We start from the raw sequence: 19101 nt of genomic DNA, 5'->3' as shown, positions 1-19101 counted from the left end.
AGTTTATAGAACAGGATGTTAGTCAGGTAAGCTTAATAGTTGAGGCCTGTGCGGTGTAGTTTAAGGGAAGCGTCTGGAAAACGGAAAAGATCGTGCCTGTTCTGCCATTTACCCATTCAAACGCATGTCCTTAATCGCAATAACGAGCCCTCAAAGGCAATCCCCCGGTACGTGCAGGAATCTGGCGAGTAGAAATTATCTATATTATGCTCATAAGCCCTTGTTAAATTGATCCTAATCCAATCCTGCCTAAGGTGGTTAAATGTCTGACGAAAGGGAAATCAAACTGGAGACTGCTTTAAAACTGGCGGCCGATCATCCAGCAGAACGACCTGAGTTTTACCGGGTACTGTTAGATTCATCGCTTTACGTCCTGGGTAGTTCCGGAGGGGCAACGGGTGATGGTGAGGTCGAACTAAAGGCGGGTGAGAATATCTCGATTCAGCACTGGGAAAAACCGGATGGAACGCCTGTCATTCCGGTATTCAGCTCGCTTGCCACCCTGCAGCGCGCCATCAGCCAGGAAAGTAAATACATGAAGTTGCCTGCCAGAGCCTTTTTTGAAATGACGCGGGGAGAGGGTGTGTTTCTTAATCCAGGGTCAGATTACGGAAAGGAGTTTGTGCCGGAAGAAATAGAAGCCATGCTGGCGGAAGGAACGGGTCGCCTGCCGCAGACAAGGGTGGTTGAGGAAGAAACACAGGTATTAGTGGGAGTACCTGCCGTTGTTCCGGACAGGCTTCTGAAAGAGTTATCTGCCTGGTTTGCAAAATGTCCCGGGGTCAGCCGTGCATTCCTGGTTTTAATGCACGACCCGTCAGTCGATGATAAACCGCATTATCTGGTGGGGGTGGAAATGAGCGGTGATGTGCAAGAGGTGATGCGTGGTGCGGGTCTTGTCGCAGCGGACACCTCTCCGGATGGGCAGGCGGTGGATCTGATGCGCCTTGGCCAGAACGACAAAGGTCTGGACTCACATATCAGGTCGCAGTTTACGCCATTCTATGTTCGGAGCATGAAGCAAAAACTAAAGGGCATGTTTGGACGCTGAGCGCTGAACGGCTTCTGAATGTTCTCTTGTAACCAGCGTAGTAAATCGGGGGTGACTTTGATCTCCGTTTTCAACAGTGCCAGTGATAGTGACTGAAATACGTGATCCAGGGCGGATTTATCTATGTCCGCTATGAGTGAGAAGGGGACTTTATGCTTCGGGTTTAATGAGGCGTAACAGAGCGGCCCTGCACATACGCCTCGTCTATCTGAGTACGTGCGTGAAAGCTCACGGATCAAAGGCTCAGGCCTCGTTAAACCCCTCAATTCGTAAAAATTCTTATCAGCAGTTACCGATCACCGGGTAAATGAAAATCAATAAGACCCACATTAATTGACGATTAGTGCGCTTATGCACAGGATAATCCCTTTATAACTATACGTTCATTAAACAACATTAATCCATCTTAATACATTCACATGTCTTTACTATTTTCGTGAAAGTTGCACTCTTTCCACAGTGTTATAAAGTTGTTTTTCCCTCCGTATTCAGCCCACTTATAACTTTATGGCGGTAACAAAAATAATACCGTTTATAAAAAGATTCTTAAGAGGGATGAATATGAAAACACTGACAAGAAGACATTTTATGGCTTTTGCGGCAGGAGGAACGGTCGCGCTTGCGGCGGGTCAGGCCATGGCACATGACAACGGCGTAAAGACGTTTCCGGCAGGGAGCGGAGGACGAGATCCCGGACCACATGATCCTATTCGTGAGGCAGAAAGTCCGGACATCGTAAATCCGCCCGTTACCGATAGCGGAACGCTGCCAAACCTTCGCTTTTCTTTCAGTGATGCGCACGTACGCAAGGGAAGCGGTGGCTGGACGCGTCAGGTGACACAGCGGGAGCTGGGCATATCTACGACGATTGCGGGTGTGGACATGCGCCTCAATGCCGGAGGTATTCGCGAACTGCACTGGCATAAAGAGGGGGAGTGGGCTTACATGACTTATGGCAACGCGCGGATTACCGCTTTTGACGCCAGCGGAGGATGGTTTGTTGATGATATCGCTGCAGGTGACCTATGGTATTTTCCGCCCGGTATTCCCCATTCGATTCAGGGTCTCGGTCCCGACGGCTGTGAATTTTTACTGGCTTTTGACGACGGAAATTTTGATGAGGATAGCACTTTTCTGCTGTCAGACTGGTTCAGGCATATTCCCCCGGAAGTTCTCGCCAAAAACTTCAGGGTTCCGGTATCTTCATTTTCTCACCTGCCTTCACCTGATGATGAGTACATTTTTGCCGGCAACGTTCCGGGCAGCCTGGAATCAGACAGTATAAAAGGCGGGGTGAAGTCGAAAATCCGCTTTACCCACAAGATGCTGGCTCAGGATCCGGTACGCGCGCCGGGAGGAACCGTCAGGATCACGGATTCGTCTAATTTTCCGGTTTCAAAAACGATTGCTGCCGCACTGGTAGAAATTGAGCCAGGCGGACTGCGCGAGCTGCACTGGCATCCTAACAATGATGAATGGCAGTATTACCTTGAAGGAGAGGGACGGATGGGGGTCTTTGCATCATCCGGTCAGGCAAGGACTTTTGACTACCGCGCCGGCGATGTGGGATATGTTCCTTTTGCTATGGGACACTACATCGAAAACACCGGTAAGGGACCACTGCGTTTTCTTGAGCTTTTTAAAAGTGATTACTATGCCGATATTTCGCTTAACCAGTGGCTCGCCAGTACACCACCTGAACTTGTCCGGCAACACCTGCACCTGGATGAAGAGTTTATGAACATGCTTTCACTTAAAAAGAACCCGGTGGTGAAGTAACTGGCTCAGTCGTTACCTGATTAATAAGGATTGACGCTGACTTATTCCTGTTTAAATTAAAGTGTCCGCTTTTAGCATAAAGCGGACACTTATATCGGTAATGCAATATCCCACCTGCCACTTAAAATGGTGCAATAGCATCAGCATTGCTCTTACAGGGATGGGGAAGTCGTTACTAAACTGAGACAGCAGGGCAGTTAAATCATCATGAAGCATCTGCTATTAACAGGGGACATTTCCAGATTTTACCTGGTAGCCAGACATGAAAACGAAGTTTAGCTTATGTCTATCCAGCATCAACTATTCACTTTTCCTGACGATACGTCGTTGAAGTCAGTAAAGGTTAATTGAGCCGATGCCCGGACTCTTGCAAAGAATGGTACTTTTTATTTTGCCAGCAGAAATAATCTGTTTTCAAAAACGAATATTTAATCTGGCTGTGGTTATGCCCTTTATTGTTGCTACGAATTGCGTTTAATGCGTTGAGTGCCGGCTCTGCCTCAGCACCTTTATTGGCGCTGGCCGTTGCGTGCCTGAAATAAGTAAAGCGTCGCTTTATTTCCAACGGCATTGCCTACTTAATAACTGGTATATAAGGAGATTTCCATGGCATTTTCAGGAACGGGCCGCGCCACGGTCATATCGCTGAAAAGCGGTCACCCATTGTCTCAGTCCACTGAAGGAAAATCACAATCTATTCTGAGCGAACCCGCTCTTATCACGCTGCAAAGCTCACCTTCTCAGATTTCTTCTTTTCAGAAACAGGGTGACGATCTCATTCTTAACCTGCACGAGAGCGATACGCTTCGCTATCAGAATTTCTTTACTGAGGTTGCAGGCCAGCAGAGTAGAATGCTTTTCCAGCAGGGAAGTTTATTTCAGGAGGCACAGTTCAGCACAGACGTTTCCGGCGATGCTCAGACTGTCACCACGCTGACACCTGTCTGGCAATCTCCAGCTTCTGCAACATCTCCAATGCCATTCCCTGCCAGTCCAGAGTCAGATCCCGCGTTATCAGTCGTAGAGTCTTCCCAAAGCCAGATTCTGATCCCGTCAGGCACGCCGTTAAACGGAGCAGCTGTCGCCCTGAGGGCGACGACCAGCGAAGCCGATTCAACCTTAACGCTTACGCCCCAGGTTGAGTCAGCAACAGCTTCAGATGCCCCCGCCACCTCCGACGCTATGAAGGCCAGCGCCATTCCATTACCGGCGCTGACTCTTGATCCGGTTACCGGCGACAATGCGGTCAGTTACCAGGAGGGGATATACGGCATTATCTTCACCGGCTCCGCCGCCCATCTCCCCTCCGGCACGCCGGTTGAACTGACCCTTGACGGCAGAACCTGGCAAGGCAGCGTCTACCAGGATCAGTGGCAGGTTCAGCTCTCTGACAGCGACGTGAAAACTATCAAGGATGGCAACTATACCATTCAGGTCAGTGCAACGGATCTGAATGGAAACAGTACCAGCCTCAGCCAGAATCTGCTGCTGATTACCCACTACAACAGCAGCAACCCAAAAGTCACCGTTAACGACATCACACTGGCGGATGCGGTCCAGCATGACGGTCAGACCTGGTACGTTATCAGCGGCACGCTTGAAGCGCCGCTGCCGCTTAAGACTTTTGCGGTGCAGGTTTCTGATACCTTCCACTGGAATTATGCCGTGGTAGAGGCAGATGGCAGCTGGCGCGCGGAAATCAGCGCGTCGGAGCTTTCCCAGGGCGGCAACTTCCTGTCGTTTGGCGTGCTGGACGGTGCCGGAAACTGGTTTGAGCAGAGTGGCAATGTCACAGCCGACCTTATTACGCCCGTTGAAGGCGGCAATGGGGTTCCGCCGGTTATCGATGACAATCCAACGGATGGTGGCAACACGCCACCCGCCGATGGTGGCACGCCGATTCCGCCTGTCAGCACGCCCCCTTCTTTAACCATTAACAGTTTTACTGGTGACGGCGTGTTAAGCGCTGAGGAGAAGCTCTCCCCACAGACGTTCAGCGGCACCACAGCGAACCTCGCCGCAGAGAGCACGCTGACCATAATGCTGAACGGTCAGACCTATACCACAACGCCGGCCGCTGACGGCAGCTGGAGTGTTACCCTGCCGTCTGCCGATCTGCAGGTGCTGCCGGTAGGGTCTAACCACATCAGCGTAACCTTTGAAAACAGCGTTGGCGGTACGACCACCGCAAACAAAGTCATTACCGTAGAGGCGTCAGCACCGCCATCAGACGCTATCCCGCCACAGCCGACTATAGACACGCCGTTTGTCGACGGGTTTATGAACGCACATGAACGCTTCGAGCCTGTTACGCTGAGCGGCTCCACTGGTGTGACCGGGGCGGGCCAGAAGATCGATCTGACCATAGATGGTGTTCACTATGCGGGCGCTGTGGACAGTCTGGGCAACTGGCTTGTCTCACTCTCCACCGGGCAGCTGATGGAAGCAGATTTAGCCGAGGGGAGTCATTCCGTTACGCTGACCGCCACCGATCGCTGGGGCCAGTCCGGTATCACGGAGACGACGTTTATTACCGATACGCAGGATCCTCTTGTCACGATTAATACACTGGCAGGGGACGGGGTGATCGACAGTCATGAAATCAGCAGCCCGCTGGTGATCTCCGGCAGAGGCGAAGCCGGCAGCACGATTGAGGTTAGTTTTGGGGCCTCCCACTGGAGCGGCATCGTCGATCAAAATGGCCAGTGGCAGTTCTCAGTACCCGCGGAAACGCTGCAGGGAATGGAGGAAGGGAGCTACCGTGCCATTGCTGAAACAACCGACGAAGCGGGCAACAAAGGTTATGCCTCAGCAGGTGTGCAAATCTTCGCTACTGAGGCGTTGCCGCAGCTGACCCTTGATCCGATCACCGGCGACAATGCGGTCAGTTACCAGGAGGGGATATACGGCATTATCTTCACCGGTACCGCCGCTCATCTCCCCTCCGGCACGCCGGTTGAACTGACCCTTGACGGCAGAACCTGGCAGGGCAGTGTCTATCAGAATCAGTGGCAGGTTCAGCTCTCTGACAGCGACGTGAAAACTATCAAGGACGGCAACCACACCATTCAGGTCAGCGCAACGGATCTGAATGGAAACAGTACCAGCCTCAGCCAGAATCTGCTGCTGATTACCCACTACAACAGCAGCAACCCGAAAGTCACCGTTAACGACATTACGCTGGCGGATGCGGTCCAGCATGACGGTCAGACCTGGTACGTTATCAGCGGCACGCTTGAAGCGCCGCTGCCGCTTAAGACTTTTGCGGTGCAGGTTTCTGATACCTTCCACTGGAATTATGCCGTGGTAGAGGCAGATGGCAGCTGGCGCGCGGAAATCAGCGCGTCGGAGCTTTCCCAGGGCGGCAACTTCCTGTCGTTTGGCGTGCTGGATGGCGCCGGAAACTGGTTTGAACAGAGTGGTTACGTCACAGCGGATCTGACTTCTCCGGTCAGTGATAACAGCGGCGATCCGTTGCCACCGGTCACCCCCGATAATCCCACCGATGGAAGCAATACTACGCCAGTGGTCGATATTCCAGGTCAGCCTGCACCTGAAATTGATACGCCATTTGGTGACGGCTGGCTGAACCGTGCGGAGAAAAAAGAGGGCTCGATGCTGACCGGCACAACGGGCGTCACCGGCAGCGGTCAGACGGTATCGATGATTATTGGTGGTAAACATCACAATGCGGCAGTAAGCGACAACGGTCACTGGAGCCTGCCACTGACGCCGGGGACGATGAAAACAGGTTTCGGCAAGGGGCAGCATGACATTGTCGTGACTGCTAGCGACGCGGCTGGCCATACGGCTACGATAACGACCAGCTATCAGGTGGATGTCTGCGCACCCAAAATCGCTTTTACTCACCTCACAGACGGGCAGCAAATCAACCTTGCCTCCAGCCATGATCAGCATGTATCAGGTACGGGTGAAGCCGGTGATATTGTTACTGTCAGGCCTGGCGACCACCAGTGGCAAACCAGTGTGACCAGCAAAGGCACGTGGGCCGTGCAGCTTGAAACGCTGGACGCACTCACGCCTGAACCGGGCGAGCACAGGATAACCGCAACTATTCGTGATGCTGCCGGAAACGTTAACCACGTTTCGCAAAACGTCGAGCTTTATATGGCCGAGCCGCAGCCGAAGCTGAGTATTGCAACCGCAGCGCAGGACAACCTGATCAATGCCACAACTGTGATCAGCAGCAACACAGAAGATGGCAGCAATTCGGAAAGCCATAGTGCTATCACACTGGAGCACGCGTCTCTTCATCCTGATATGGCTGACAATCTCCATCTCTCTGGAACAGTAAACAGTGAAACGCTCTCGCTTTTATATTCAAATCTGCACACCAGCCTGAACGGTGCTGCCGATGACGATTCGTTTCAGCTGAATGGTGCGCATGAGGCGTTTGATTTTGCCACGCTTGGGCTGAGATCAGGCAACGCTGAGGTCATTAATCTGGGCGCTTTCAGCAGTAATAGCGTCAATCTGGGGCAAAAAGAGCCGTTGCCAATGAACGACAATGCGAGTGAGGCGCCGACGATAAAAGACGCGGACGGCAATGTGGTTACGCTAAGTAACATTGAAGGCGGCGTCTGGAGCGAGGATGGGCAGCGTATTAGTAACGGTCAGCAGTACGACCTGTATCACAATGCCTCTGCCAGCCATGAAGGTTCGCTGGCTGATATCCTGATGCAACATAATCTTCACTTACAACTGGCTTAAATCAGATGGCCGGGGCGGATTGTCTTCCCTGGCCATTTTCCGCAATTAAGATTGCCAGTGAAACGCATACGAGTGCCCAGCGTAGCTATTCTCTAATTGCGTGCGAACCTACGCTGCCGGTATAGGGAAGACTGACGTCAGGCTAATTTCCGCTATGAGCGAAAAGCGGACATTATGGCCAGATAAAATTCTGCTATCCCAATACATTGATAACTACCAGATATGTTGAACGATGCAGTTCAGATCTTTAGGTAAATAATCAAAAGCATAACCTGTTGAGAATCGATACTATATCTCGGTATCACTTTCTTAAGATGTTGATAGATGGGCGCGTGTAAACAGGAGAAGGATGATGATTTCAAAGGAAAATGCAGAGCATTATTTCTGGGGCGACAATTGCGATGGTTGGTATCTGGTAAACCGTCAGGATATGTTGGTTATTCATGAGAAAATGCCTGCCGGCACTTCTGAAAAGCGACACTTTCACTCCGTTTCCAGACAATTTTTCTTTGTTCTCGATGGTGTTCTTTCAATGGAACTGGAGGGTAAGATGCATAATATTAAAGCCCTGCAGGGGCTAGAAATTCCACCGGGGTCAAAGCATCAAGCCAGAAACGACACTGAGTTTCCTGTAGAATTTATTGTAATTTCGCACCCAACGACGCGAGGAGATCGTTCTGACCTTCCTTCATCCTGCTGACGAATTATGAACACCGCTATGGCTTGTCTTAAGGTAAGGACTGCGCGCCAGGTGTTAACTTAACTGAGTATTTGCAACGCCTGCTTCAGGCACAAACCTGACCTGCGTTCCGGTAGGTCCGCTATGAGCGAAAAGCGGAACATTAAAAATAATGACATTGCTCAGACCCCATGTCCGCAGCTGACTAAAGTGAAAATAAAATGAACAAAAGCAGTCTTAAAGCGTTTTCCCTGTTACGTGTTCTGACGTTGACGTGTGTGCCCATGTTTTTACTGGGTTGTGCCAGTGCACTTTGCCCTTTTGGCACCACCGAAGGCACGATTCCGGACTATGAAAAATAGTTACTGGAGATCCACAGATAAAAAACCGGCTAAGACTAATGAACAAGTCCTGGAGGAATGCACCCATGCTGCCGATGCTGAGGAGCAACGCCTTTCGCAGATCTATCTGCAGATGTGTAAAACCGGACGTTTAACCGCAGAAAATCAACGCTTTGCACAGAAATTACTCGGCAATCCACTCTATTCTGGCTTGAAACCAGCAAAAGCCGTCCCCCAGCATCAATCAGATGATTCAGTTAAAGCTCAGCTGAAATGGTCGATGTCTTATAGCGATAATCCTCAGGAGTTCAAAGAAAATTGTGGCTCTTACATTGAAAATAACGCAGCGGAACGGTCCAGCACCATGCTGGGTTTACAGGCGGGCCGTTACAAAGAGCAGGTTTTTAAACAGTGCATGGCAGAAAACCATATGGCGCTCATTGTTCCAAAAACTGAATTCAGTCAGTGCAAGTCGATAGGGTGGTAAGCAACCACAGGCCTGACCTCTATACCAGGCAAAATATAATGTGTCCGCTAAAACTCATCATCTATTTATGTCTGTAAACCGGGTTCATTAGCCGTGCCCAGCACACCGGAGTTTTTAAACCTGCGCCACCAGACAAGTAAGCATGGGAAGATGAGAAAATGATGACACTGAAGATTTACGCTCCGTACCCCAGAGAAACAGTGTTATGTGGGCAGATATAAAATTAAATGCGGGCTATGCTGCAGAATGCATGATCCCGGAAAAACATTAATTATGTTGAATAGCGTTCATGCCAGGCGGCGCGCTTGCCGTTTACCTTCGGTCTGCACTATCTGATGTGATACCAGGATAGCGGTTAAAGGGAATAACACATGAAGTCAAACCAAAGTATCTTTGTCAAGATGGGGTTAATTGCTGGAGTGTTTCTGATTTTTATTTTCTTAAAATATATTTTCGATGTAAGTCGGCCAATGCAAAGCGATGTGCGTGGCAGGCCTGTCCTTAATGTCTGTAGCGAATCTGTTCATGGTAAATTTAACCAGAATGGTGAGAGAGATAACTTATTTCAGGTAAGTCAGCCATGTTCAAATGATATACGGCCTGTTTTCAGTAACTATGTATCCATTAAGAACAATATTTACTGGGTGAGTAAAATTAATTACGAACACTCTCCCTGCATTACTGGGACGGGCGATACTTCAGGTTTAATTTATAACATCACTTCCTGGGGTTGCTTAACAGCAAAGCCCATGCAGGTCAATAAAATAGAAAAGCGCGATCTTTATTTAGTGGCTAAATACTCCTCTACGTTTCGACCGGTTGATTACGTTAAGACTACCCGGCCATACTGGCAATCGGAACAATTAGCGAGCTACGCGCAAGATGAATCGTCTGTATATTTCCGGAGCGAGAAGATAAAAGAGGTTAACCCGGAAGATTTCCAGGTTATTTTTCCATTTGGAAAGGATGATAAATGGCGTATTTACAATGTCTTCAAAAGTAATGGCTCAACCTATGTCGGTGGCTATAATGTTGGTGATTTAGATCTGAGTAAATTTCATCTTCTTTCTTTTGTCTCCTGTCCGGAGCATGGGCTCACCAGATGCACGGGATATAGCAATCCAGATACCTTTTTTCGTGCGGAAAACTGGGGGCGCGGAGTTATTGGTCACATCGGGAATGATGTCATCTTTTTACAGCCTGAAGTGATAAGTCGCTTCTCAAATATGGCTTCACCAGACATGTTTATGTTTGCGTCATCCGAGCGTATTTATCTTTATACTCACAGTAAATTTTACGAAGTGGTTGAAGGTGAGACAGGATTACAAAAGAAACTTGTCGAGATGGATAAACAGTATTTCGAGCAGAATCCATGATTATCTGGCAGGCAAAATGTGATCACGTGTTGTCACGTGAACATTATCTAATTAACATCCAGGTGAGTCTGTAATTAAAATTGCTCACATAGGGTTGGAAAACATGGGAATTCCGACACCCTGGACTCACCTGTTTCCATGTGTCTGGTTGAAAAATGATACCATTAGCTCTTTTCATTAACGGCCCTACTGCACCGATCCTGATTGATATAATACGCATCAATCCCAGTAAACCAGATAAGCAAGTGCGGCAGCTGAACAGAAGGCATAGGGGCTTAAAAGCAAAATATCCGAATAAGGCGTTTCACATATCCTGATAACAGGCCATGCCAGTACAACCAGCCACATGAAGAGCGCAGAGCACACGATAAAAAAGCTCCCCTTCAGGGCAGCGTCAGGATAAAATCGCTTTGAAATCATCGCTAATGGCATGCCGATTATCATTGAGCCCATCGTGGTGCCAATAATACTCACCATAACGATGAAAAAATAAGTAAAAATTAAACCCATTACGGGTGTACTGCTTTTTCCCAAGGAAAGATAGGTTAAAACCAGTAATGAACCCACGACACTACTAAATATTGCTGATATCACAGATATCCTAATCCAGTTGTCGTCAATAATGTTCGGCATAATTTTCTCTATGTCTGAGCAGCTATATTGATGCAGCTTACTCGCTTAAATTTTCGGCACGGGCTTGATCGCAAAACAGGCTTCCGGCACAGCATCCTTTTGCTGACCTGTGACGGGCATCCGGCAATAAGGACATTAAGGCCGCCTGTCAGGGTATTTAGCGCCAGGCCAGTGAGCGTCTCGCATCCTTAAGGCTGAATCGCTTTACCCTGCTCATCAAGCAGATCCGTCAGGAGAGCCGTTCCATCGCTTCCCACCCGAAATGCCCCGTAACGCGCCTGGGCGAATCTGTCGGCATGACCTTCCTGAAAGAAATAAGCGTTAGTACCGACGGTCAGCGAGCCATAATGTTGATGGTATTTTACCCGTAGCTGATTCGGCTGCAGAGGTTCACCCTGATCAAAACGGGCCTGAGTCGCATGACGCTGCGCATCGAGGTCAACAATCAGGGTTCCGCTGGTGGGCAGGCATGACGCTGACAGGGTCGCGCCACAGGACTCAGCCTGTTGATACAACGTCAGTTCCAGTGGGCGGGTGAGGGCATAATTCAGCGCCATGTAATCACCCTGCATCAGGGATCGTGGGTCAACCGGGGCAAGAGGTAAAATCATGACCGCGCCTTGCTTCAGCAACTGCTCTTTTTGCCAGATACTGACATTGACGGCTATCAGCGCCAGCGCTATCACAGCGCCAGCCAGCCATCGGCTCTGTTTATGCATTTTCACTGGCACCTCCGATTTGTGCAGGTAATACTTTTTTGACTCCCCATGCCAGCCCCAGTAAAACCAGACCGCTGACCAGCAACAGCAGGGATTTCTGCAGCAGAATTACCTCCAGGAAGTAATACCAGCCAATGACATACAGCACCATGAAACCGCCACTCATCACCAGCAACCCCAGACTTCCCTGATAACGTGCCATCAGAATTAACCACAATCCCAGCCCTATACCCGGTGCATAGAGGGAGGCAGCCCCGCAGATAAGTGCAGCGGGCAGCGTGATGATCGAAAACAGCGGCTGGCTGTGCCTTTTCTGACTGAGCGCACTCAGCATTAAGCCAGCCGCGATTCCTGTACCTGTCGCGGACTGAAGCGTGGAAAATTGCGATGCTGACCAGAGGAAATCCGTGAGATACGCCGCGTTAATCCCAAGGAAACTTAGCAACATCAGACCACAAGGTATGCCATACAGCAGGGGGTGTACCGCGTCAGCATACGGCCCTGACCGTAACCTAAGCTGATGACTGACAGTCCACATCCATAAAAATATAACCGCCGCCACCAGTACGGACACAGCAAGGCGTGCAGCCATCGGAGACAGGTAAAGCCGGGCCACAGAATGGCCCGCCAGCACCAGGAAAAAGGTCAGGGCAGTGATGGCCATAAACCGATAAGTGCGGTCGGGCATCGCCATCGGCATTGCGGCCAGGATCGGCAAGGCAGTCAGTGAACTCAGCATAATAAAGCTGGCATCATTGCTCTGGATTTGCAGCAGAACGCCAGTTATCAGCCCGCACGTTGCCGCAATCGCCCATGCCAGCCCGAGGTGATGTTTACCGTCACGCTGACTGCTTAACAGGCCACGCGCAATGGCGGCAAGCAGCAGCGAAGGAATAATAAGGGTCGCAGCGTTCGGGTCTTCCAGCAGATCAGTGGCATAGAGCATCAGTATCATCAGTAACAGAATGATGATCGCTGCGACCCAGCCTCCGACGCTTAGCGCCAGCCTGAGATACCAGGGCAGGTCGGATGCGTGACCGCGTTGCTTAATTTCCTCAACCTGTGAGGCGCTCAGCAAACCCTGCTGACGCAAAGTGTCTGTCAGTAAGGTCAGCCTGGCCGGAACCAGATCGATTGGCCCCTTTTCAACCAATTTGCGTTGCCACTTCAGCAGAATTGAACCATTTACCGCCACCCAGAATGCCAACAGGATGCCAGTCAAAAACAGATCACCCGTATCGTAGGCTAAAAGGAATAACTGCATAATTAGCGCACAGCCAACCACGGTCAGGCTGGCAATGCCCAGCGTCAGCATGCAGAGATCCTGATAGCGGTAACGGTACAGGTAATAACCTGCCATCAGGGTGATCACCCAACCGCCGGTGATATAAGGAAGGTGGTCACCGCCGCCCCAGTCCGAGAGGTTCCCGGCCACAATGGCGGTCAGCTGAAGCAGTAAAAATCCCGCCATGACTCGCGAGAACCAGCGGCTTGCCAGCCAGCTCTTGGGATGATGCGTTATCGCGCACCAGGCCAGCGCTTCCCTGACAATCAGGCAGGCTGCCAGCAACGCCAGATATGCGTAGAGCACAGTGATCGGGAGCCTGGTTAAACTGTCAGACGCGGCGAGATCCAGAAGTGACGACGGCAGGGTGTTGTAATAGAGCTGGAACGCCAGGTTAGCGACCAGCCAGCTGCAAAACCACAGGCTGTTTTGCCTGGCAATCAGCGCCAGCGGCAGAAGAACGTATAACCAGGCCCGGAATAGCTCCCAGCTGTCAGCACCGGTCTGATAAATCTGTCCATACAGCGCAAAAAGGGCACCGAAGCTTAACCCTGTCGCCAGTAATGCGTTGCGTGCCAGCGTGCTGTACCAGCGCCACCAGACAATCACCGCCAGCGCGACGATCAACAGCTCGGCCAGGGCAAATTTCGCCATTTTTGGCAGCCAGGCCCAGTTCCAGGCAACAAAGAACACCGCTCCGGCAACCAATGACAGTAATCCCAGACAGGAAAGAACCGGGATAAGAAACTGACGCCACTGAGCATCTGACGGTCTGATTCCACAGAAAGCAAAGATACGCTCGCAGGTCTCCGGGGTCAGGCTTCCTCCTTTCAGCAGGCGTGCGATCTGGCGACAAAGATACTCTGCCGTCCGTGACGGCATCCCGGTGATGCCATCGGGTGCAAGCTCCCTCATTCTTTCCCTGCCTCTGTTTGCGGTATGACTTTGATGATGAAGTTAACGGCTGTTCTTCCCTGCGATCAATCCGCGTGTCGGTCAGTAACGCTCTGCTGAGCGGCCGATGATTTTGCTGAACAAATGTAAACATCTTTTCCAGGATATAACAGCGTAAATCAAAGGCGAGGGGGAACTCTGCGCAATCTGCCGCATTATTTTGATCAAATAGTATCGTGGCCGTATTTTGGCTGCGTGAACATGACATCCGCCCCCGACGAACTCGATCCCAGCAGGCAGGCTTTACTGCTGTACTCTCAGGCGTACCGCATCACCCGCGTTGCTGAAATGCTGGGAGAGAAATCCGCAACCGTGCACAGCTGGATTAAGCGTGATAAGTGGGCGACTATGGCCCGTTGGATCAGATGCAACTGACCACCGCCGCGCGCTTGTATTTCTTAGGCACCCACGCTCGTACCGTGCAAAGTTATTACGGCAACCTGTACCTGTATGAATATTTTTGGATCCCGAAGTTTCAGGAACTGCAGAAAGTGGCGTCCGGCATGGCGCTGCACGAAGTGGTGCCAAACTTACTTTTCCATCCCATCCAGCCTGACACACAGCGCCTATCCGTTCTGGCCCGTCGCGCATTGATTCAAAGGGGTGAGTTCCTGAGTGGAAAAGCGCATACGCTACCGGACGCCGCGCCGCATTGGGCGCGCGTGCAGAAAATCGCCCATTCGCTGAATCGGATTGCGGGCAGTTGCTATTCTGGCAGAGGTCCGAAGGCGCTGTATGAATCCACCAGTGAATCAAAAAGCGAGATATCTGAGCGACTTCTGGCGATAAGCTGGGCACCGGCAATGGCCGTGAAAATTGCACGTGCTCTGGATTCACTCTCACTTGAATCGCACACCTTCGCAGCCACCAGAAGTCTGTTCAGCCATGCAATGTTCACATCAGCAAACTTCTGTATTTCTGCATTCATTTCAGGAGGTAAGGTCTCTTTTTCAGCGCCCATGAAACTGCCCAGGCAGAGACGATTTTCGGCCTCAAGTGATCTTCGGAAGATTTCAGGAAAGCGACGCAGCGCGTCAATGGGTGATGGGCTTTCTGATTCGATCATCTCGAGTGCGAGCGCACCGTCCTCCCAGTATCGTCTGGCAACGGCAATACCCAACTCGGCTTTGCCTGGAAAATAGTAGTAAATACTCGCCGCTTTGATACCCACATCCTGCGCGAGGTCGCGGAAATTCAAACCGTTATAGCCCTGAGATTGGGCAATTTTCCTGGCCGCCTGCAAAATGGCTTCCCTGGTGTTGACGCTCATCTTGATGCCTTTGGTATTGGGATGATCTCTTAAATAGAGAACACTAATTTACAGCAAACGCTTACCGTGTGACAGGGTGATTGTCATGGAAAACAGTAAGTTCAATGCATCCAGGGTGCTCAGGCAGACGTCATTGCATCATGGTTTAGCAAGTAACATCGACAGCCGACGCTATCATAAGCACTCTGGTCACCGGGAAAGTCAGTAGATAACGAACCCGGCGTACCGGAGTTTACATCGAGTGGCGCTATTACCGGCCTGGCGAATCCAGCTCAGGAATGCCGCTGTTGCGATCGGCGTAGGCCGCCTGGAAGGCAGGACGTTTTGTCCAGCGCTGCCAGTACGCATCTAAGAACTCAAAACGCTCGTCCAGTGGAGTGGCATTGACCGGGAATTTCGAGAAGGCGATCGCGGTCGCCAGAGTCATATCCGAGAAGGTCGGGGCATCGCCGCCGAGCAGCCATTCGCGGCCGTCTGAAAGATGGCGATTAACCAGCGCGGCGTGAGCCAAAGCTTCTTTACGGCAGTGTTCTCCCCAGGCCTCATTTTTGGTCAATTCCAGCCTGAAGCCGAGGCCGGTGTGCAACACGTGGAACGCTGTAACGATGCGGTACAGGATATGCACCCACACCCGGTTATCCCACATATTATCCAGCCCCTGTTCCAGTGCTGTTTCTCCCATAATCTTGCGGCCCGGATACTCCTGATCAAGATAGCGAACGATGGCAGCCGTTTCAGAAATATAACTCCCGTCAGCCAGTTCAAGGGTAGGTGTTTCGCCCCACGGATTCATATTCAAATGTCGCCAGCCACGCTGCTCTCCTCCAGGGGACATGTCATAGATGGTCTCGGCAAACTGGTCAGCGATGCCTTTTTCGTGCATGAAAAGCCGCAGGCGCTGTGGATTAGGAAAGGCCGAAGGTGATGTAAAAAGCTGAAGTTTAGCAGTCATGGTCGATCCTACAGGTTGATGGTTGGGGTATCTAACTAACGTTAGGTAGGTAAACATTAGCTGTCAAATCAACACACGTCAACACATGTCTAACACTTGTTAGGTTAATTTTTTGGTGACCTTCCTGCTTGATACGATATTTCAGCGGAGGCATAACTGAAGAAGGGGGGCAATGACGCCGGAGGGATGAAAAATGCAAATGAGTGGAGAGGTTCGATTCAAACGGGTTTTCAGGTGAGTTACATATTGGCAATTACTGTCGACTGGTTGCCATGCGGGCTGCTGGCCAACAGGAAGAGCCGGCTGGTAGTCCGGAAGCGCAAGGGCCACGGGGTGAGGTAGTAGCGGTTAGATCAGCCCATGAAGCCGACTGGTGTGGGCATCATCACTGGTCACAAAAATGAGCGGCCGCTGTGGCTTTGAGCGAAAAGCGGACGTCAAAATAATAGCGGCAGGGACGTTCTACCATAATAAATATAACAACCCGCTCGCGAACCCTTTTTGGTGTTGATTTTTCAGACAGAGTTGCAGGGCAGCATAAAACCCCCGGTTTTTACTGCAACCAGTCTATCCACGTTTTACTTTTTTAATTGTCATTTTTACTAACCAATACATGGCTAAAGCGTAAAACGCGATAACGGTCAAAAGGGAAAAGAACGTAACCGGATCCGTACCGGCTTCGTATACGTCATCCTGATAACTGCTGAAAATTTGGTGAGAATGTTCAACGAGCCACGCCGTCAGCGGATAGAGTGGCATCCCGTAGCGCGACACCATAAAGGCCACAATAAAGCAGACGAAAAAACCCGCTGCTTTTCTAGCGAATTTTGCAGTTTGCAAAGTTACTTTCTCCCTGAACGTCAACATAGCCGTATGCCATCAAGCTGTTTCGCGAACCCGGCACGCGAATTTTTTTTCTCCGGAGCAGCGCCTGTCTTACCGTATAGAAATCAGTACGCCGCACAAAAGTGATACACCCTTCACTTTCTCCGGAGCCGTCTGGCCGAAGAGGATGCAGGCGGAAACCGCCACGGGAAACGCCATTGATGAAGATTGAATCAGTCATTGTTTTCGAATTAAAGAGCGCAAACCACTCTGAATGATTTGAGTTGTTCCAGGTGTCGACGGCCCATCCTCTGATCCGGTTAGCGATACTGCCTTCAGGACGCGGAACAATCCAGTAGCGCCCGACCGGAATGGCACTGTTAGGCTTGTAGGTACAGTTTGGATCATTGGTATAAGGCTTTTGGCCGGAAAAGACCGGGAAGGTACCCACGCCGTAAACGTGCAGCTTTGCCTCGCCGCCGCCCTTTGTCAGATCGTCGTAGGTCATTCTCATTAACTGCATTAAACGCTCCCTGTAGGTTATAAGGCATGCCAATGAACCGGGCAATGCTACCATTCCTTAATAGAGAAGTTAACGGGCAGGCGGGCGCTTGACAGCCAGAGTTCATCTCATGCGAACCAGACAGCCTTATTTATCATAAGACTACTTGCCGCACCCCGCAAGAGGCCTTCGGCGCGATCCTTCAGCACAAATACTGACGTCCGCTTATGGCACAAAGCGGACAGTCAGGCGAATGTCCGCTATGAGCGAAGAGCGGACCGTCAGGCTTGCAGCAAGACGGCCAGTTAACTGGCAATAATAATTGAAATTATGCCCATGCCTTATTTTGGATAACCACCCTGTATCCATCTGGGTCAACAAATGTCCTTCCATTGACATCCCAGTAAGGGTTAAACGAATTCGTCATTATGAACCCGGCTTCTATCATCCTGGCACAGGCATCTATCCACGCATTTTCATCTGAGTAATAAAGAACGAGTAAATCCTCCTTAGTTTGCAAAGGTTGAATGGAATGACTAAGGCAAAAGGTGAATTCTATATGCCAGTCTAAACCCTTCCGTCCTAACATCAGTCCATTGAAACCTTCATGATCATTGAATTCAGCAATTTTTTGTAAATCCAGTCCCTGACTGTACATCAGAAAAGATCGTTCAAGATTGGAGACGGGTTTGGCAATACGCATATGAGTAAACAATTGGATGTTCCTCGCAGAAGCTTTTAACTTGAGTGTTAAAATTCAGTTCGAGTTTACACGTGATCATATTTTCAACTTGTCCAGGAGAGCTTACAAAATGTCCGCTGCTGGCACCAAGCGGACAGCCTCGGTGAGCATGATGTCAACCCTATCGAAGTGCGGAAGTAACAAACACGATAGAGCCTCAAAAACGCATATCATACCTATATGAATGTTGCACTTAGTCAAAAACATGCATCGCTTCCAACTGCCCCGTTTTCATTTCATTGCAGGAAGATAAAAATTTATCTTTAAAATCTAATGGTGGAGATTTTAGTTGCTGCACTGTCTCTTTATTTGCTTCCAATTCCCGTAATTGTGCAATTGTATTTCTTCGAATCGACGAGAGAAATTTATCACCTGCTATCTTTTTATTCTTCTCCAGATAATTAGTCAGTATTATAGTCGATGTTTGGATGGCTTTTTCCTCAGAAAAACCCAAAGTAAAGCGGGAGTTGACGACCTCGTATTGAAAAAGACATGCTGCTTCAGCCATTTGTTTCGCTTGTTCCCTCGGGGTTTGCTGACGTCCCCACGACTGGGAGGTGATGATCAGCATGAGTATTAATAATCGTATTTTCATGCGAATAATCCATGTCCATTGGTAATATGGGATTTGAATCTATTCAGACGGACCTTGACAACGTCTGCTTTTGGCACAAAGCGGCCATGCATGAAGGCAAAGTTCGCTATGAGCGAGGTGCCGAATCCACAATTTTCCTTACGGTTGGTGTGAGCATCCCTGTTAATGAAAAGGATTCAT

The 19101-nt window shown here is 50.1% G+C and carries 15 protein-coding genes and 1 pseudogene; 7 read left to right on the top strand and 9 right to left on the bottom strand.

Annotated elements, in window-relative coordinates:
* Positions 1-262 precede the first annotated feature (262 nt).
* The 6 genes from OK412_RS05435 to OK412_RS05410 all read left to right on the top strand — a co-directional run bounded on the left by OK412_RS05435 (position 263) and on the right by OK412_RS05410 (position 10444).
* A complete protein-coding gene (locus OK412_RS05435; RefSeq protein WP_132499253.1) occupies positions 263-1051 on the top strand; it encodes an enhanced serine sensitivity protein SseB C-terminal domain-containing protein in 789 nt (262 codons plus the stop codon).
* A gap of 561 nt (positions 1052-1612) precedes the next feature.
* The gene (locus tag OK412_RS05430; RefSeq protein ID WP_319633951.1) at positions 1613-2830 is read left to right on the top strand and encodes a cupin domain-containing protein; all 1218 of its coding nucleotides are present in this window, start codon (positions 1613-1615) and stop codon (positions 2828-2830) included.
* 606 nt (positions 2831-3436) lie between these two features.
* Entirely contained in the window at positions 3437-7561 is a 4125-nt protein-coding gene (locus OK412_RS05425; RefSeq protein ID WP_264352819.1) for a BapA prefix-like domain-containing protein, read from the top strand.
* Positions 7562-7913: 352 nt separating this feature from the next.
* Positions 7914-8261, top strand: coding sequence for a cupin domain-containing protein (locus OK412_RS05420; RefSeq protein ID WP_033761129.1), 348 nt, complete (start codon positions 7914-7916; stop codon positions 8259-8261).
* A 330-nt stretch (positions 8262-8591) separates the two neighbouring features.
* Positions 8592-9068, top strand: coding sequence for a hypothetical protein (locus OK412_RS05415; protein ID WP_264352818.1), 477 nt, complete (start codon positions 8592-8594; stop codon positions 9066-9068).
* 371 nt (positions 9069-9439) lie between these two features.
* Positions 9440-10444: a DKNYY domain-containing protein gene (locus OK412_RS05410; protein WP_264352817.1), complete on the top strand. Its 1005-nt coding sequence runs from the start codon at positions 9440-9442 to the stop codon at positions 10442-10444.
* Positions 10445-10663: 219 nt separating this feature from the next.
* Here the strand turns inward: OK412_RS05410 and OK412_RS05405 are convergent, their stop codons facing one another.
* From OK412_RS05405 to OK412_RS05395, 3 genes are all read right to left on the bottom strand, one after another.
* Positions 10664-11077: a hypothetical protein gene (locus tag OK412_RS05405; protein ID WP_060678909.1), complete on the bottom strand. Its 414-nt coding sequence runs from the start codon at positions 11075-11077 to the stop codon at positions 10664-10666.
* A gap of 188 nt (positions 11078-11265) precedes the next feature.
* Positions 11266-11796 carry a GDYXXLXY domain-containing protein gene (locus tag OK412_RS05400; RefSeq protein ID WP_033768695.1) on the bottom strand — a complete coding sequence of 177 codons (531 nt, stop codon included), beginning with the start codon at positions 11794-11796 and terminating at the stop codon, positions 11266-11268.
* A complete protein-coding gene (locus OK412_RS05395; protein ID WP_264352816.1) occupies positions 11789-13996 on the bottom strand; it encodes a DUF4401 domain-containing protein in 2208 nt (735 codons plus the stop codon). Before OK412_RS05395 ends, OK412_RS05400 begins: the two co-directional genes overlap by 8 nt.
* Before the next feature lie 234 nt (positions 13997-14230).
* Here OK412_RS05395 and OK412_RS05390 point away from each other — a divergent pair.
* Positions 14231-14614: pseudogene (locus OK412_RS05390) on the top strand (terminase gpP N-terminus-related DNA-binding protein); the annotation flags it as partial.
* 127 nt (positions 14615-14741) lie between these two features.
* Here the strand turns inward: OK412_RS05390 and OK412_RS05385 are convergent.
* The 6 genes from OK412_RS05385 to OK412_RS05360 form a co-directional block, all read right to left on the bottom strand.
* On the bottom strand, positions 14742-15305 hold the full coding sequence (locus OK412_RS05385) for a TetR/AcrR family transcriptional regulator (protein ID WP_264352815.1): 564 nt from the start codon (positions 15303-15305) through the stop codon (positions 14742-14744).
* A 250-nt stretch (positions 15306-15555) separates the two neighbouring features.
* A complete protein-coding gene (locus OK412_RS05380) occupies positions 15556-16257 on the bottom strand; it encodes a glutathione S-transferase family protein (protein ID WP_264352814.1) in 702 nt (233 codons plus the stop codon).
* Positions 16258-16824: 567 nt separating this feature from the next.
* Positions 16825-17097, bottom strand: a complete 273-nt coding sequence (locus OK412_RS05375; RefSeq protein ID WP_083069397.1) for a hypothetical protein — start codon at positions 17095-17097, stop codon at positions 16825-16827.
* Positions 17075-17605, bottom strand: a complete 531-nt coding sequence (locus OK412_RS05370) for a DUF2778 domain-containing protein (protein ID WP_083069398.1) — start codon at positions 17603-17605, stop codon at positions 17075-17077. Before OK412_RS05370 ends, OK412_RS05375 begins: the two co-directional genes overlap by 23 nt.
* A gap of 307 nt (positions 17606-17912) precedes the next feature.
* A complete protein-coding gene (locus tag OK412_RS05365; RefSeq protein WP_264352905.1) occupies positions 17913-18287 on the bottom strand; it encodes a VOC family protein in 375 nt (124 codons plus the stop codon).
* 232 nt (positions 18288-18519) lie between these two features.
* Positions 18520-18921: a hypothetical protein gene (locus OK412_RS05360; protein ID WP_010670631.1), complete on the bottom strand. Its 402-nt coding sequence runs from the start codon at positions 18919-18921 to the stop codon at positions 18520-18522.
* Between the last annotated feature and the right edge of the window lie 180 nt (positions 18922-19101).

It is taken from the genome of Pantoea sp. JV6 (assembly GCF_025910055.1).
Taxonomy (GTDB): Bacteria; Pseudomonadota; Gammaproteobacteria; order Enterobacterales; family Enterobacteriaceae; genus Pantoea; species Pantoea agglomerans.
Note: the sequence above shows the minus strand (reverse complement) of the source record. Positions and strands in the feature narration are given on the sequence as shown.

What these genes read in the sequence shown, in the direction of transcription:
- OK412_RS05370 (WP_083069398.1), bottom strand. Translation starts at nt 17,605, where the DNA reads ATGCAGTTAATGAGAATGACCTACGACGATCTGACAAAGGGCGGCGGC.
- OK412_RS05400 (WP_033768695.1), bottom strand. Translation starts at nt 11,796, where the DNA reads ATGCATAAACAGAGCCGATGGCTGGCTGGCGCTGTGATAGCGCTGGCG.
- OK412_RS05365 (WP_264352905.1), bottom strand. Translation starts at nt 18,287, where the DNA reads ATGCGTATTGCCAAACCCGTCTCCAATCTTGAACGATCTTTTCTGATG.
- OK412_RS05415 (WP_264352818.1), top strand. Translation starts at nt 8,592, where the DNA reads ATGAAAAATAGTTACTGGAGATCCACAGATAAAAAACCGGCTAAGACT.
- OK412_RS05435 (WP_132499253.1), top strand. Translation starts at nt 263, where the DNA reads ATGTCTGACGAAAGGGAAATCAAACTGGAGACTGCTTTAAAACTGGCG.
- OK412_RS05360 (WP_010670631.1), bottom strand. Translation starts at nt 18,921, where the DNA reads ATGAAAATACGATTATTAATACTCATGCTGATCATCACCTCCCAGTCG.
- OK412_RS05430 (WP_319633951.1), top strand. Translation starts at nt 1,613, where the DNA reads ATGAAAACACTGACAAGAAGACATTTTATGGCTTTTGCGGCAGGAGGA.
- OK412_RS05395 (WP_264352816.1), bottom strand. Translation starts at nt 13,996, where the DNA reads ATGAGGGAGCTTGCACCCGATGGCATCACCGGGATGCCGTCACGGACG.
- OK412_RS05410 (WP_264352817.1), top strand. Translation starts at nt 9,440, where the DNA reads ATGAAGTCAAACCAAAGTATCTTTGTCAAGATGGGGTTAATTGCTGGA.
- OK412_RS05385 (WP_264352815.1), bottom strand. Translation starts at nt 15,305, where the DNA reads ATGAGCGTCAACACCAGGGAAGCCATTTTGCAGGCGGCCAGGAAAATT.
- OK412_RS05380 (WP_264352814.1), bottom strand. Translation starts at nt 16,257, where the DNA reads ATGACTGCTAAACTTCAGCTTTTTACATCACCTTCGGCCTTTCCTAAT.
- OK412_RS05425 (WP_264352819.1), top strand. Translation starts at nt 3,437, where the DNA reads ATGGCATTTTCAGGAACGGGCCGCGCCACGGTCATATCGCTGAAAAGC.
- OK412_RS05420 (WP_033761129.1), top strand. Translation starts at nt 7,914, where the DNA reads ATGATTTCAAAGGAAAATGCAGAGCATTATTTCTGGGGCGACAATTGC.
- OK412_RS05405 (WP_060678909.1), bottom strand. Translation starts at nt 11,077, where the DNA reads ATGCCGAACATTATTGACGACAACTGGATTAGGATATCTGTGATATCA.